At 39.7% G+C, this 14,823-nt stretch carries 12 protein-coding genes; 10 read left to right on the top strand and 2 right to left on the bottom strand.

What is annotated here, in order from left to right:
- Nucleotides 1-150: 150 nt before the first annotated feature.
- From KBP50_RS10130 to pyrE, 8 genes are all read left to right on the top strand, one after another.
- On the top strand, nucleotides 151-1,089 hold the full coding sequence (locus KBP50_RS10130; protein ID WP_050352669.1) for an aspartate carbamoyltransferase catalytic subunit: 939 nt from the start codon (nucleotides 151-153) through the stop codon (nucleotides 1,087-1,089).
- Nucleotides 1,034-2,311 (top strand): dihydroorotase, encoded by a 1,278-nt coding sequence (locus tag KBP50_RS10125; protein WP_050352670.1) that lies wholly within the window; start codon nucleotides 1,034-1,036, stop codon nucleotides 2,309-2,311. The genes KBP50_RS10130 and KBP50_RS10125 overlap by 56 nt, the downstream gene beginning before the upstream one ends.
- Nucleotides 2,311-3,405 (top strand): carbamoyl phosphate synthase small subunit, encoded by a 1,095-nt coding sequence (locus KBP50_RS10120; protein ID WP_050352671.1) that lies wholly within the window; start codon nucleotides 2,311-2,313, stop codon nucleotides 3,403-3,405. Before KBP50_RS10125 ends, KBP50_RS10120 begins: the two co-directional genes overlap by 1 nt.
- Nucleotides 3,398-6,610 carry a carbamoyl-phosphate synthase large subunit gene (gene carB / locus KBP50_RS10115; protein ID WP_050352672.1) on the top strand — a complete coding sequence of 1,071 codons (3,213 nt, stop codon included), beginning with the start codon at nucleotides 3,398-3,400 and terminating at the stop codon, nucleotides 6,608-6,610. The genes KBP50_RS10120 and carB overlap by 8 nt, the downstream gene beginning before the upstream one ends.
- 252 nt (nucleotides 6,611-6,862) lie before the next feature.
- The gene (locus KBP50_RS10110) at nucleotides 6,863-7,618 is read left to right on the top strand and encodes a dihydroorotate dehydrogenase electron transfer subunit (RefSeq protein WP_050352673.1); all 756 of its coding nucleotides are present in this window, start codon (nucleotides 6,863-6,865) and stop codon (nucleotides 7,616-7,618) included.
- Nucleotides 7,615-8,523 carry a dihydroorotate dehydrogenase gene (locus KBP50_RS10105; RefSeq protein ID WP_050352674.1) on the top strand — a complete coding sequence of 303 codons (909 nt, stop codon included), beginning with the start codon at nucleotides 7,615-7,617 and terminating at the stop codon, nucleotides 8,521-8,523. Before KBP50_RS10110 ends, KBP50_RS10105 begins: the two co-directional genes overlap by 4 nt.
- Nucleotides 8,523-9,233 (top strand): orotidine-5'-phosphate decarboxylase, encoded by a 711-nt coding sequence (gene pyrF / locus KBP50_RS10100; RefSeq protein WP_050352675.1) that lies wholly within the window; start codon nucleotides 8,523-8,525, stop codon nucleotides 9,231-9,233. Before KBP50_RS10105 ends, pyrF begins: the two co-directional genes overlap by 1 nt.
- Nucleotides 9,220-9,834 carry an orotate phosphoribosyltransferase gene (pyrE, locus tag KBP50_RS10095; RefSeq protein ID WP_050352676.1) on the top strand — a complete coding sequence of 205 codons (615 nt, stop codon included), beginning with the start codon at nucleotides 9,220-9,222 and terminating at the stop codon, nucleotides 9,832-9,834. Before pyrF ends, pyrE begins: the two co-directional genes overlap by 14 nt.
- Nucleotides 9,835-10,265: 431 nt before the next feature.
- On the opposite strand, the gene KBP50_RS10090 is transcribed toward pyrE, so the two are convergent.
- A complete protein-coding gene (locus KBP50_RS10090; protein ID WP_236691431.1) occupies nucleotides 10,266-11,030 on the bottom strand; it encodes a class I SAM-dependent methyltransferase in 765 nt (254 codons plus the stop codon).
- Nucleotides 11,031-11,262: 232 nt separating this feature from the next.
- Here KBP50_RS10090 and KBP50_RS10085 point away from each other — a divergent pair, with 232 nt between their 5' ends.
- Nucleotides 11,263-12,129 carry a LysR family transcriptional regulator gene (locus KBP50_RS10085; protein ID WP_050352677.1) on the top strand — a complete coding sequence of 289 codons (867 nt, stop codon included), beginning with the start codon at nucleotides 11,263-11,265 and terminating at the stop codon, nucleotides 12,127-12,129.
- A 184-nt stretch (nucleotides 12,130-12,313) separates the two neighbouring features.
- Complete coding sequence (locus tag KBP50_RS10080) at nucleotides 12,314-12,733, top strand: organic hydroperoxide resistance protein (protein WP_050352678.1); 420 nt, start codon at nucleotides 12,314-12,316, stop codon at nucleotides 12,731-12,733.
- 202 nt (nucleotides 12,734-12,935) lie between these two features.
- Here the strand turns inward: KBP50_RS10080 and KBP50_RS10075 are convergent, their stop codons facing one another.
- Complete coding sequence (locus KBP50_RS10075; RefSeq protein ID WP_050352679.1) at nucleotides 12,936-14,645, bottom strand: Rqc2 family fibronectin-binding protein; 1,710 nt, start codon at nucleotides 14,643-14,645, stop codon at nucleotides 12,936-12,938.
- Nucleotides 14,646-14,823 lie beyond the last annotated feature (178 nt).

Raw genomic sequence — 14,823 nt, 5'->3', positions numbered from 1 at the left:
AAGAAAACCCCGCTGATGGAAGGTTCACTTTATCTTTAGTTGATTCGTTTCATTCGCTGACGTTGCTAAACGGGCGCCCCGCGCCTTTGTTATGCCTGATAAACATGTAGTTTGCTTGAAATATTATTAAAAGGAGTGAAAGAAGAAACGATGCGACATTTTATTTCTTTAAACGACTGGACGAAACGAGAGATCATGGAGCTGTTACAATTAGCAGAGCATTACCGTGAGCAGGCCTTTATTCTAAGCGAGCAACTGTTTGCAGCGAATTTATTCTTTGAACCAAGCACACGTACAAAAATGAGTTTTATCGTTGCCCAACGCAAACTAGGACTTGATGTGCTTGATTTTAATGAAGAATTTTCCAGTACCAAAAAGGGTGAATCGCTATATGACACAGCCAAAACTTTTGAGGCTATTGGCGCTAACATGTTAGTAATCCGACATCGAGATGATTGCTGGATAGAAAAACTGGAAGGCAACTTATCAATTCCAATCATTAATGCAGGGGCAGGAAAAAAAGAACATCCAACCCAATGCTTGTTAGATTTACTAACCATTTATCAGGAGTTTCAGAAGTTTAAAGGTATAAACGTTGTCATTGCAGGTGATATTTCACACAGCCGTGTAGCGAAGTCGAATGCATACACATTACAAAAAATGGGGGCACATGTGTATTTAACAGCAGCTGAAGGATGTAAAGATCGCTCGCTTCCGTTTCCTTATATATCTATGGACGAAGCGGTAGAAATAGCGGATACGCTAATGTTATTGCGTATTCAACACGAAAGACATGAAGTAGCTTACGATCAAACAACAAGCTATTTAGACAAATACGGTTTAACGAAGCAACGAGAAAAATGCATGCAGCCACAAGCAATTATTCTTCATCCAGCACCAATTAATCGAAATGTCGAAATCGATACGGATTTGGTTGAGTGTAATCGATCGCGAATTTTTAAGCAAATGAATAACGGTGTTTATGCAAGAATGGCAATTATGAGTAGTGTACTAAAAGAATGGGGGTCTATCCATGAAACAGTTGATCAAAAATATCAACCACCTTTTACCTACGGGGGAGTTAGTTAAGCACGATATTTTAATCGAAAATGATAAGATTACTAAACTAGCACCAGTGATTAAAGAGCAAGCGGATAGAGAAATAGAGGGTAACGAGCAATTAGCAGTTCCAGGGTTCATTGATGTTCATATTCATTTACGGGAACCTGGCGGTGAACATAAGGAAACGATTCTTACAGGTACAAAAGCAGCAGCTCGAGGCGGCTATACTACTGTGTGTGCGATGCCCAATACAAATCCTGTACAGGACACGGTAGCGATTGTACAGGCGTTACACCAAAAAATTGACAATGACGCGGTAATTCGTGTTTTCCCTTATGCTGCGATAACGAAACAGCTACAAGGAAAAGAGCTAACCGATATACCTGCATTAGCTCAGACAGATATTTTTGCGTTTACCGATGATGGGGTTGGTATCCAAACGGCTAACCAAATGCTTCAAGCAATGAAGCTTGCAAAAGCGTATAATAAAGCAATTGTTGCCCACTGCGAAGACAACTCCATTGTATATGGGGGTGTTGTCCATGATGGTGAAGTGAGTGAACGCTTGAATGTACCGGGAATTCCTTCGCTTGCAGAGTCCGTACAAATTGCTAGAGATGTGTTATTAGCTGAAGCTACAGGATGTCATTATCATGTTTGCCATGTAAGCACGAAAGAATCTGTTCGGGTAATTCGAGATGCTAAAAAAGCTGGTATTCATGTTACGGCAGAAGTAACGCCACATCATCTACTACTCAATGAATCTGATATTACGACGGTCGATACCAATTTTAAGATGAACCCGCCATTACGCGCAAAAGAAGATCAGGAGGCGCTGTTAGCTGGATTGTTAGACGGTACGATTGATTTTATTGCCACCGATCATGCACCACATGCTGCACATGAAAAGGAACAGGGGATGTTACATGCTCCGTTTGGGATTGTAGGTTTAGAGCATGCATTTTCCTTACTTTATACGCATCTTGTCTTAACGGAGAAAGTGACCTTGCAGCAATTAATTGCTTGGATGGCTTCAAAACCAGCAGCAACATTTGGTCTTCCTTATGGGACGTTACTAGAAGGTTCTATAGCTGATATCACATTGATTGATTTGCAAAAATCGATAACGATAGATAAAAACGCTCTCTATTCTAAAGGAAAAAATACACCTTTCCATGGATGGAGTGCACAAGCTGCACCAACGTTAACGATGGTAGCAGGAAAGATCGTATATGAGGGGGAAAAATAATGGGGAAACGTCAGTTAGTATTAGAGGATGGAACGGTATTTATCGGTGAAGGGTTTGGCAGTGAACAGGAAGCAATTGGTGAAGTAGTATTCAACACAGGTATGACCGGGTATCAGGAAATTATCACGGACCCCTCCTATTGTGGGCAAATCGTCATGATGACTTACCCGCTCGCTGGTAATTACGGAATTAATCGTGACGACGTAGAAACAGTAACTCCGTTTATTCATGGGTTTATTGTCAAGGAAGTTGCAGCATATCCTTCTAATTTCCGAAGTGAAGAAACATTGAACGACTATTTAAAGGCGAACCAAATTCCTGGAATATCGGGAGTTGACACGAGAAAGCTTACGAAAATCATTCGTTTACAAGGAACGATGAAAGCTGCAATAGCTGATAGCGCGATTCCTTATGAACAAATTGTACGGCAATTAAGGAAAACAAAGCTACCGAAAGATCAGGTAAGAAAAACATCGACCTTAAAGCCTTATGTAGTACCAGGAAGAGGAAATCGAATTGTCGTTGTCGATTGTGGAATGAAACATGGAATCCTACGTGAATTAACAAAACGCAACTGTCACATCACAGTAGTTCCTTATAATTATAGTGCAGAAGACATACTTCGTCTAAAAGCTGATGGTTTATTGCTCACGAATGGACCAGGAAACCCTAAAGATGTGCCGGAGACAATTGCCATGATTCAACAAGTGATTGGGAAGCTGCCTATCTTTGGAATTTGTCTCGGTCATCAACTGCTCGCTTTAGCTTGTGGAGCGGATACAGAAAAAATGGCATTTGGTCATCGCGGGTCAAATCATCCGGTGAAAGATTTACTTACGAATAAAACATACATAACATCGCAAAATCATAGTTACGCCGTACAACAAGCTTCACTTGCAAAAACAGACTTGCAATTAACGCAAGTAGCATTAAATGATGGCACCGTTGAAGGGATACAACATAAACGTCATGCTGCTTTTTCAGTTCAATACCATCCGGAAAGTTCACCCGGACCAGAAGATACGAATCACTTGTTTGATACATTTTTAACCATGACAGAGCAAGGGGCCAAGGAGGATGAAGTATATGCCTAAAAATGAGTCGATTTCCAAAATTTTAGTAATTGGATCAGGGCCGATTGTGATAGGGCAGGCAGCTGAATTTGATTATTCGGGAACGCAAGCGTGTCAAGCGTTACGAGAAGAAGGCTATACTGTTATATTAGCTAACTCTAACCCCGCAACCATTATGACTGACCATACGGTAGCAGACAAAGTGTATATGGAACCATTAACGGTTGAATTTTTAACGAAAATCATTCGCATGGAAAAACCAGATGCATTACTGCCAACACTAGGCGGACAAACGGGATTAAATTTAGCAGTTGCCTTAGATCAAACGGGGATATTAGCCGAATATAATGTAACTTTATTAGGCACTTCCTTGGAAGCCATCCAAAAAGCAGAGGATCGGGAGAAATTCAGAGATTTAATGCATGCATTAAATGAACCTGTTCCAGCGAGCCAAATCGTTCACACCGTAGATGAAGCTTGTGCATTTGCAGATGAAATAGGTTACCCGGTAATCGTTCGTCCGGCATATACGCTTGGTGGAACAGGCGGAGGAATGTGTAATACAAAAGAAGAATTAATGACGGTTACACAAAATGGTCTAACTCTTTCTCCCGTTCATCAATGCTTAATCGAAAAAAATATTGCTGGCTTCAAAGAGATAGAATATGAAGTAATGCGGGATAAAAATGATCAAGCAATTGTCGTGTGTAATATGGAAAATATAGACCCTGTTGGCATTCATACTGGTGATTCACTCGTCGTTGCACCTTCACAAACGTTAAGTGACCGTGAATATCAGTTACTGCGCAACGCGTCTTTAAAAATTATTCGCGCATTAGAAATAGAAGGTGGGTGCAACGTTCAACTCGCTTTAGACCCAGACAGTTTTCAATATTACATTATTGAAGTTAACCCGCGGGTAAGTCGTTCATCTGCATTGGCATCAAAAGCAACGGGTTACCCAATTGCAAAAATGGCAGCGAAAATTGCCGTTGGTTTAACGCTTGATGAGATCATAAACCCTATTACTGGAAAAACATATGCATGCTTTGAACCAGCGCTCGATTATGTAGTAACGAAAATCCCGCGATTCCCATTTGATAAATTTACGACAGGAGATCGGAATCTCGGAACGCAGATGAAAGCAACTGGAGAAATCATGGCGATAGGCAGAAATTTTGAAGAATCGTTATTAAAAGGAATTCGTTCCTTGGATATTGATACCGACCAATTATGGTTGGAAAGCTTAACGTATTTAGATGAAGAGACTCTGAAAACGCGACTGAAAAAAGCGGACGATGAGCGGATTTTCGTTTTAGCGGAAGCTCTTAGAAGGAAAATGACGGTAGAAGAGATTTTCCAAATAACAAAAATAGATCGATTTTTCTTAGTGAAGTTGCAACAATTAATGGTATTAGAGCAAGCACTAACGGAGCAGCCAAATTCGCCAGACGTGCTAAGACAAGCGAAAGAACGCGGATTTTCAGATGCACATATCGCTCGCTTATGGAAAATAACAGAAGATGACGTATATACCATGCGTAAGCAGCATGAAATTGTGCCAGTATATAAAATGGTTGATACTTGTGCAGCAGAATTCGCCTCGGCAACACCGTATTTTTACAGTACGTATGAGGAAGAGAATGAATCCATTGCAAGTCTACGTAAAAAAGTGCTAGTTCTTGGCTCAGGTCCCATCCGGATTGGGCAAGGAATCGAATTTGATTATGCTACGGTACACTCCGTATTGGCACTAAAAGAAATGGGTTATGAAGCCATCATCATGAATAATAACCCAGAAACAGTGTCAACTGATTTTAGTATATCAGACAAGCTCTATTTTGAGCCTCTTACATTAGAAGATGTGATGCATGTGATCGATTTAGAGCAGCCGGAAGGGGTTATTGTACAATTTGGCGGGCAAACTGCAATCAACCTGGCTGCCGGATTAGAGCGACGTGGTGTAGCCATACTAGGAACAAACTTACATGCCATTGATCAAGCGGAGGACAGGGATAAATTTGAACTGCTTGTCGACCAGTTGCATTTATTGCGCCCGAAAGGAAAAACAGTGATGAAAATGGAACGTGCGAAAGAAGTGGCAGAGGCGATTGGCTATCCTGTGCTTGTTCGTCCGTCCTACGTCATTGGTGGAGCTAGAATGGAAATCGTCTATAATGAAGCAGAGCTTACAGCCTATCTGGCTAAAACGGAACATATAAATGACAAACATCCGATTTTAATTGATAAATATGTTACTGGATTGGAAGTAGAAGTGGATGCTATTAGTGACGGTGAAACGGTCATTATCCCTGGAATCATGGAGCATATTGAACGAGCTGGCGTTCACTCTGGGGATTCCATCGCCGTATATCCGCCGCAGCGACTCAGTCAATCCGTCAAAGATCAATGCTTACACGCCGCTACGAAGATATCTCATGCTTTACAAGTGAAAGGCTTAATCAATATTCAATTTATTGTAAGTGATGATCATGTGTATGTACTTGAAGTAAATCCAAGAGCAAGTCGTACGATCCCATTTTTAAGCAAAATTACCGGCGTAATCATGGCAAATTTGGCGACAAAATGTATTCTCGGTGAAAGACTATCCGATTTGGGTTACCAAACAGGCATCCTGCCAGAAAGTGACCAAGTAGCAGTGAAAGTACCTGTCTTTTCCTTTGAGAAGCTGCGTAGTGTAGATACTATCTTAGGACCAGAAATGAAATCAACCGGTGAAGCAATCGGCTATGATAAAACATTAGAAAAAGCATTATATAAAGGATTGATTGCTTCTGGAATTAAACTACCACAACAAGGTAGTGTGTTATTAACCGTTGCAGATAAAGATAAAGACGAAATGCTTGATATTGCTCAGCGCTTCCATCAATTAGGTTATCAACTGTATGCAACAGAAGGAACTGCCGACTATATCCACCGGGCACAGATACCAGTGACGAAAGTTGGGAAGATCGGATCTAAACAGCCAAATGTCCTTTCTGTCATTGAAAATGGTGAAGTGCAATATGTCATCAATACATTAACATCAGGAAAACAACCACGTTCCGATGGTTTTCGGATTCGCAGAGAATCTGTTGAACACGGTATTGCTTGTTTAACCAATTTAGATACAGCAAATGCAATCTTGCACATTATTGATTCAATGACATTTCAAGCAAAACCAATTGAACGAACAAAGGCGCAGGGCGCCCGTTTAGCAACGTAGCGAATGGAACGAATCAACTAAAGATAAAGGAATCATGCCACTAAAAACAGGGGTATGCCGACGCCTGAGCGGCAAGCCCGGTTTTAGTCGGCCTTCCTCTTTGCCGCGAACCGATGATGCCTTATCGTAGGGCGCATTTCTAAAGTCGCTTAGTTGCTGGGCGCTGAAGCCGGACGTGGCTATTCAGTTATTCCCTTATCCCAAAGCAACAAATTTTATACTTTCCTATCTTTCAAAAAAGGTGGTAATCTAATGCAGCAAGAATTAAGGATCATATCAAAACAAAAAATTGCCCGTGATACAGTCGAAATGGTACTCGAAAATGAAAGTATTAGTCAGGTAACAGTTCCTGGACAATTTTTACATATACATGTTCAAGGGCATATGCTGAGACGACCAATTTCGATCGCGAATGTCGATGCTTCTAAAAATACGATAACCATTTTATTTAAAATTCTCGGAGAAGGAACTAGAAAACTATCCATGTATGACGTTGGCGATAAAATTGACGTGTTAGGACCAAACGGAAATGGGTTTCTGCTTGATAATACTACACAGGCTTCGATTTTACTTGTAGGGGGAGGCATTGGAGTGCCTCCACTGTACTACCTGGCAAAAAAATTAACCGAGCAAGGTACAGTCGTAACAGCTATCCTAGGATTTCAATCAAAAGAACATGTATTTTATGAGGAGAAATTCCGTGAACTTGGGAATACAATTGTCGTAACGAATGATGGCACATATGGCGAAAAAGGATATGTAACCAATGTGTCTGATGAGATGCTTCCAATCATTGATCGGTATTATTCCTGTGGACCACTTCCAATGTTAAAGGCAGTAAAAGAACGGTGGAGCACTATACCTGGTTATTTATCCTTAGAAGAACGTATGGGCTGCGGTATAGGTGCTTGTTTTGCATGTGTAATTCCAACAGATGATCGTGGTGGATACAAAAAAATATGTCAGGATGGTCCTGTCTTTACAGCAGAGGAGGTGCATTTAGGATGAATATAGCAGTAGAACTGCCTGGGTTATCATTAAAAAATCCAATTATGCCAGCTTCGGGATGCTTTGGATTTGGCAGGGAGTACAGTAAATTTTATGACCTTCATGTACTAGGAGCAGTAATTATGAAAGCAGCGACGCTACAAGCTCGGTTTGGAAACCCTACACCTCGCGTGGCGGAAACAAGTGCGGGCATGCTCAATGCCATTGGTTTACAAAATCCAGGTGTGGAAAAAATTATTACGACAGAGGTTCCATTTCTAGCTTCATTTTCAGTTCCGGTTATTGCTAATATTGCTGGAAGTACGATTGAAGAATATAGGCAGGTTGCAAAAGCGTTTCAGCAAACAGATCAAGTTTCGGCACTGGAATTAAATATATCATGCCCAAATGTAAAAGAAGGCGGCATTCAATTTGGCACAAATCCGCAAATGGCTCAAAAGGTGACCGAGGCTGTAAAAGAAGCTACGAATCTCCCTGTCTATGTTAAGTTATCGCCAAATGTTTCAGATATTGTTGAGATGGCAAAAGCAGTGGAGAAAGCAGGCGCGGATGGTCTGTCTATGATTAATACGTTAACAGGTATGCAAATGAATCTTGCTTCAAGAAAGCCGGTAATCGCGAATCGAACAGGAGGTCTATCTGGTCCAGCTATTAAACCGATAGCTATCCGAATGATATATGAAGTAAAACAACATGTCTCGATTCCAATTATTGGGATGGGGGGCGTTATGCAAGCAGAGGATGTACTCGAGTTCTTGTTAGCAGGAGCAAGTGCTGTCGCTGTTGGTACAGCTAATTTCCAAAATCCGTATGTGTGTAAAGAAATTATTGAGCAATTACCATATACATTGGAGCAGTACGGTTTTAACTCCGTTGAAGAGGCTATTGGAAAGGGGATTGTTTAATGGGGGCACCAATTTATCTCGCTTTGGATTTTCCAGACTGGAACACAACGAATCAGTTTTTATTGAAGCATAATCTAACTGGTATTCCAGTAAAGGTAGGGATGGAATTATTTTACAGAGAAGGTCCTGCATTAATAGAAAAGCTGAAAAAAAATGACCATTCCATCTTTCTAGATTTAAAGCTACATGATATTCCTACAACCGTAAAACATGCGATGAGAAATTTAGCGCAATTAGAAGTAGATATGGTCAATGTGCATGCATTAGGTGGTGGTGAGATGGTTCAAGCAGCAAAACAAGGCTTAATGGAAGGGAATGTTCATCATCATACTAAATTGTTGGCGGTTACGATTTTAACGTCTATGGATCAAGCAAATATGGTACAGGATTTAAGATTACCAGGTTCATTAGCTAGTAATGTCATTCATTTAGCCAAGGCTGCGCAACAAAATGGTGCCGATGGGGTAGTGTGCTCGGTTTATGAAGCGAATGCTGTGAAAGATGCATGTGGCTCCTCTTTCTTAACGGTCACGCCTGGTATTCGATTGGCAAATGCTCAAGGAGACGATCAAAAACGTATCGCCACCCCGGAGTATGCGAAACAACATGGTTCCAGTGTGATTGTTGTAGGCAGAACGGTCACCCAAGCTGCTTCTCCAAAAGAAGCGTACGAACAAATTAAAGGAGAGTGGAAAAATGGCAACGACTGAAGATATTATTCGTGATTTACTACAAATTAAAGCAGTACAGATTAAAACGGAAGGATATTTTAAATGGACGTCGGGAATTCAATCTCCCATCTACTGTGATAATCGTTTAACGATATCACACCCAAATGTACGTCAAAAAATAACCCAAGCATTTATACATCATATAAATGAACAGCAACTTGAAGTTGACTGTATTGCGGGCTGCGCTACCGCAGGTATACCGCATGCGGCTTGGTTAGCAGATGCACTTGGCTTGCCAATGGTTTATGTTCGTTCCAAACCAAAAGCGCATGGTAAAGAGAATCAAATCGAGGGAGAAGTGAAGCAAGGTCAAAAGGTCATCGTGGTTGAGGACCTCATTTCGACAGGAGGCTCAGCGATTGAGTCAGCTCAAGCCTTGCAAAAAGCTGGGGTGGAAGTATTAGGAGTTCTTGCCATCTTTACATACGGACTTCGTAAAGCAGAGACTGCTTTTCGTGAAGCAGGATTCCAATATGCTGTCATTACTGGATTTGATAGTTTAATTCAAGTGTTAGAAACAGATGGAAAGATAAATCAAATAGATAGTAAGCAGCTACTGGCATGGAGAGACCAGCTTTAAAAAGGAATAAGCAAGTATCGTATATGCTTTTATAACAGTAGCTTTCCCCTTGCCTTGCCATCCTTTCTACATATACTTCATAGGCGGTTAAGCTGCCTGTTAGTAGCCCCTAGTCTGTTGGTTTGGTTTAGTCAAAATGACCTTTGCAGATTGGGGGCATCTTCATTTTAAAGGTTCGTCCCGATATAAGGTGCTGTAAGACTCCACTTCAGGAGTTGGATAAAAACTATACTGTAACAAGTCTAAGTAGGAGATAACAGCACCTAAATGCCCTGTTTCGTAAGCAACCTTTAGGTTTTACCATTAAGGTACTAACAATTAGTAGGAGATGAATGAAAGCCACTACTGTATGAAGATTTACTTTATTATTAAATATTCAACAGTTGATTTTGTCTTTGATGAGACAAAATCAGCTTTGTAGATGCTGTTTATTATTCATGCTCCACTAAAGCCATCCACTCATCGATAGAAAACTGCTGCGGTTTTTCAGCGTTTTTTTCAATTTGATAATAGGCGGTTAATTTTTCATTTGCCTGTAATAGAAAGTCAGCTACGCGTTTTTTTTCAGCTTCGGTATCTAAGGTACGGTCTAACCAATCGCTTACAGTTAATATTTTTTTATTCACTTGTTGCTGGCGTATTACTAACCCATATTGTTGTAAAAGACGTTTCCACTCGATTATTGATAGATATTTGACATGACTTTCATCGCGCATTTTCTCTACTTGGTTCATAAATGCTTCGTACGCTTTTATATTTGGGACGACGTTGTCGATAAAAAGAAATTTCCCATCAGGCTTCATTACTCGTTTCACTTCACGGATGAACTGCTCGGGTTGTGGGAAATGATGGGCGGCGATCCGACATGTTACAAGGTCGAAGGAATCATTTAAAAACGGCAACTGTTCAGCGTCTGCAAGAATATATACAAGATTAGTAAATGCTTGTAAATGATGCTTTGTATTTGCAAGCATTTCTTTCGTTAAATCTGTTGCGTATACGGTACGTACATAAGGAGAAAGCTGTCTAGCAACGTGTCCTCCCCCCGTAGCTATATCCAATGTGTCCATAGTTTTAGACGGCTGTAGCCAATTTTCGATGATATGTGGCTCAATGCCCTTAGCATGCGTGCTGCTTGTCAAGTAGTTTTGCGGATTTTTAGCAAATGTCTTTTTAACTAATTCTTTTTCCAACATAATGTTCCCTCCTGTAAGGGTTTATTTTAATTTCTGTAGAGATGAGACAAAACCTTGCTTTGGTTCCATTCATTGCTTTTATTTAGCTTGCAGTTTAATCCTATACCATGTAATGTTATAAGTGAAATAGTAAATTATAATGTTAAATGATAAGTAATTCTTATCAATTATAGTTTTAATATTTTCTGTACATCAAGACAGGTGGAAATATAAGTAAGAGGATGGGAATGAAATGAAAATAGACGATTACAAGTTACTACTAAAATTACAGGAGGTCGGAACAATTAGGGGCACTGCAAAAGCAGTCTTAATATCGCAACCTGCTGTGACACAGCGGTTAAAATATATGGAAGAGTATTTTGGGCATGCTGTATTTATTCGGACACCGAAAAAACTCATCCCCACTCCTGAAGGGGAAATCATCTTAAAGCATGCTGCTAGCGTAATAGAAAGAGAAAAAGAGCTAAAAAACCAATTAGCTATATCAAGTGATGAAGTACAAGGAACGTTATCCATCGCTTGTTCCTCGTTAATTTCCCAACGCTTCCTACCAGCCCTATTAGGAAACTTTACCACAAAGTTTCCTAAGATTGCTATTGATCTAGTAACAGGAATTAGTGAGGATATAAAACGAAATCATAAAGATTATCACGTATGTATTATTCGCGGGGAAAAGCTGAAAGAAACGACATGCATTCGTTTATTTGATGATCCATTATATATTTTTGATACAGAGGAATTTCCAGCTAATTCAATCAAAGAACGACCGCTTATTGCTTTTAGTTCTGATGATAGTATGCATGAACTAGTAGATAATTGGTTGTATGTACATCAGGATAAAATTAAACCAATCAAAACAATGACTGTTGACCAAATTGAGACGTGTAAACAACTGATGAAACAAGGTTTAGGCATGGCCGTTCTACCTGAAAGTGTTTCTGACGCTATGCAGGAAGAATACCCAAATTTGCCGCTGCGATTAAATGGAAAAGCTGTATCAAGACAAACATGGGTTTGCTTTCAGGAGGGCGTTCGCGCGCTGCCACAGGTCGATCATTTCATTAATGAATTGGTGGCATTTTTAGCTACACAAGAATAGTGAGGTTTAAAAGCGAAACCAAGAAGGAATATTACTAATACGAGTTCAAAAAGTTTAGTTTTGTTGTATTTTGAACAGCGGAAAACCGATTTGAAACTTGTCGATAGAAAAGACAGGCAACTTGAGTCAAACCATCAAACTACTTTTTGAGCATTTGAATAGCATTTAGAAGGAGAGATGAATGATGGCAAACGTTATTTTTACATCAAAGGCTACAGCAAAAAATGGACGTGATGGGCATGTGAAATCAGAAGATGGCTTGATTGATGTAAAGCTCGTAAACCCTGCAACGAATAAGGAGGATAAAGGATCTAATCCCGAACAGCTTTTTGCAGCAGCCTATGCATCTTGCTTTGATGGAGCATTAAATTTAGTGGCTTCGAAATATAAAAAAGAAATTGATTCGTTAACGACAGCTGCTGTAAGCTTCCTTAATGACCCTGAAGACAATGGCTTTAAAATTAGCGTAGAGCTTTTGGTGAAAATAAAGGGCGTTGACCAAAATGAAGCCGAGGATTTGGTTAAAAAAGCTCATCAAGTATGTCCTTATTCAAAGGCGACTAGAGGAAATATTGACGTGCAATTGAAGCCTGAAGCCGTATAATTTTAAGGCCACTGAAAAAGGTGTTCTTTACAAGAATACGATTTTATCTGCTGCAACGTAGAGAGGAATTTGCTTAAACCTTCACTTGTATGTAGTAGCATTTAAGTTTTTATCGTTTTCAGTGCCCATTAAAATTGTGACCAGACGAGCATGGTATCCTATGATGAAAAGGCTCAGTCCAAGTAAGATACGAATAAGTATCTTACTTGGACTTTAATTTTTTAATCAATTGATCACTCGGGGTGACAAAAACCGTCTTTTGATTGTCATACGTTACAAAACCAGGTTTAGCACCGTTTGGTTTTTTTACGTGGCGGATTTTTGTGTAATCTACCGGTACAGAAGAAGACTGGCGTGATTTACTAAAATATGCTGCTAATTGAGCTGCTTCTAATAGAGTGTCTTCGGATGGTTCTTTGGAACGGATGACGACGTGTGATCCAGGAATATCTTTTGCATGGAGCCAAACATCATCACGGGCAGCTAATTTCATCGTTACATATTCATTCTGTTTATTGTTTTTACCGACCAATAATATCGTTCCGTCAGAAGCAGTGTATTGTTCTGGCATAGGCTTTGACGATTTCGGTTTCTTTTTCTTGGTTGCTTTTTGTCTTTTCAAATAACCCTCTTCCCGAAGTTCTTCGCGAATCTCTTCAATATCCTGTGTACTTGCCGTATCGATTTGCTGCAACAATTGCTCCAAGTATTCCATTTCCTGCTCCGTTTTTTGAATTTCTTCTGTTACTTTTTGCTCCGATGTTTTTAATTTCTGATATGTTTTAAAGTAAGCTTGTGCATTCTCACTGGGCGTTTTCAGCGGATCTAAATCAATCGTTATTTCACTTTGCTCTGGATCATAATAGTCCGTCACGGTTACTTGCTTGTCTCCAGCTGATACTAAATGTAAATGTGCTGTTAGCAATTCACCGGCTTTCTGATAATGCTCTTTTTGTTGCGCTTTTTGCATTGTTTGCTCATGCTTTTTTAACTTCCGTTTATTTTTATCCCGTTCGTTTTTTAAAAAACGATATAAATCCTTTGCTTGCTGTTTCACCCGATCTCTTTCAGCTTTCCCAGCATAAAATTGATCAATCATGTCATTCACAGAAGGAAATGAGTATTTCTCTCCGTGTAAATGTGTCAGTTGGAGTACATGAAAATCTTCTCTTTTATTTTGATAAATCGTCGGAGTAAATTCTTGTTCCAGTAATTGCTTTTGTAATTCAGCAAATACATGCATGTATTTTTCAGGAGTACCTAGATTGGCGCGATAAACAATCTCTTTCGCAACTACAGGCGAAAAGCCAGTAACATGGTTTACAATTTGTGCGTCCAATTTCCCTGCATTAAAGTCTAGTTTTTTAATTAGATGCTCAGGATCAGTTGCTAAAGGATCCAATTTATCTTGTTCAGGTGGTAGTTGATAAGCCTGTCCTGGCAAGATGGTCCGATGACGATTTTGCCAGCTGGAAACATGCTTTAAACTATCAATAATATAACCCTGCTCGCTATCCACAAGTAGCAGATTACTATGCCTGCCCATAATCTCCATCATTAATTTTTTCTCTGTCACGTCCCCAATTTCATTTCTCGATTGAATCGTAAACTGTACAATGCGTTCCATGCCTTGCTGCTCTATCTTCTCAATGACTGCCCCAGACAAATATTTGCGTAACACCATACAAAACATTGGTGGTTCTTTCGGATTTTGAAACGTTTCGTTTGTCAGGTGTATACGGGAATAGGTAGGATGAATCGAAAATAATAAAACGACATTCTTTCCGTGATTACGAATCGTAAACAATACTTCCGTTTCTGTTGGTTGATAAATCTTATTTATTTTACCAGATGTTAATTCTGTTTTCAGTTCTTCTGTTACTGCATGTGTTACTATACCGTCAAATGGCATCTGAATCACCTCATTGGCAATTATAGCATTTTTGTGTACAAGTCTGCATACATATCTTTAAAGAGGTTGTGCAAAAGAGTACCGAAAATGATACTTCCAATTTTCCTAGTCATTATGTAGACTCTTTTTTCGCTCATGGATTTTTAAAAATTGCTGGCAAAAATTGTTCTTTCTTACT

The sequence above is a fragment of the Virgibacillus pantothenticus genome, assembly GCF_018075365.1.
GTDB lineage: Bacteria > Bacillota > Bacilli > Bacillales > Amphibacillaceae > Virgibacillus > Virgibacillus pantothenticus.
The sequence above is the reverse complement of the archived record's forward strand: the minus strand, read 5'-3'. Positions and strand labels throughout refer to the sequence as shown.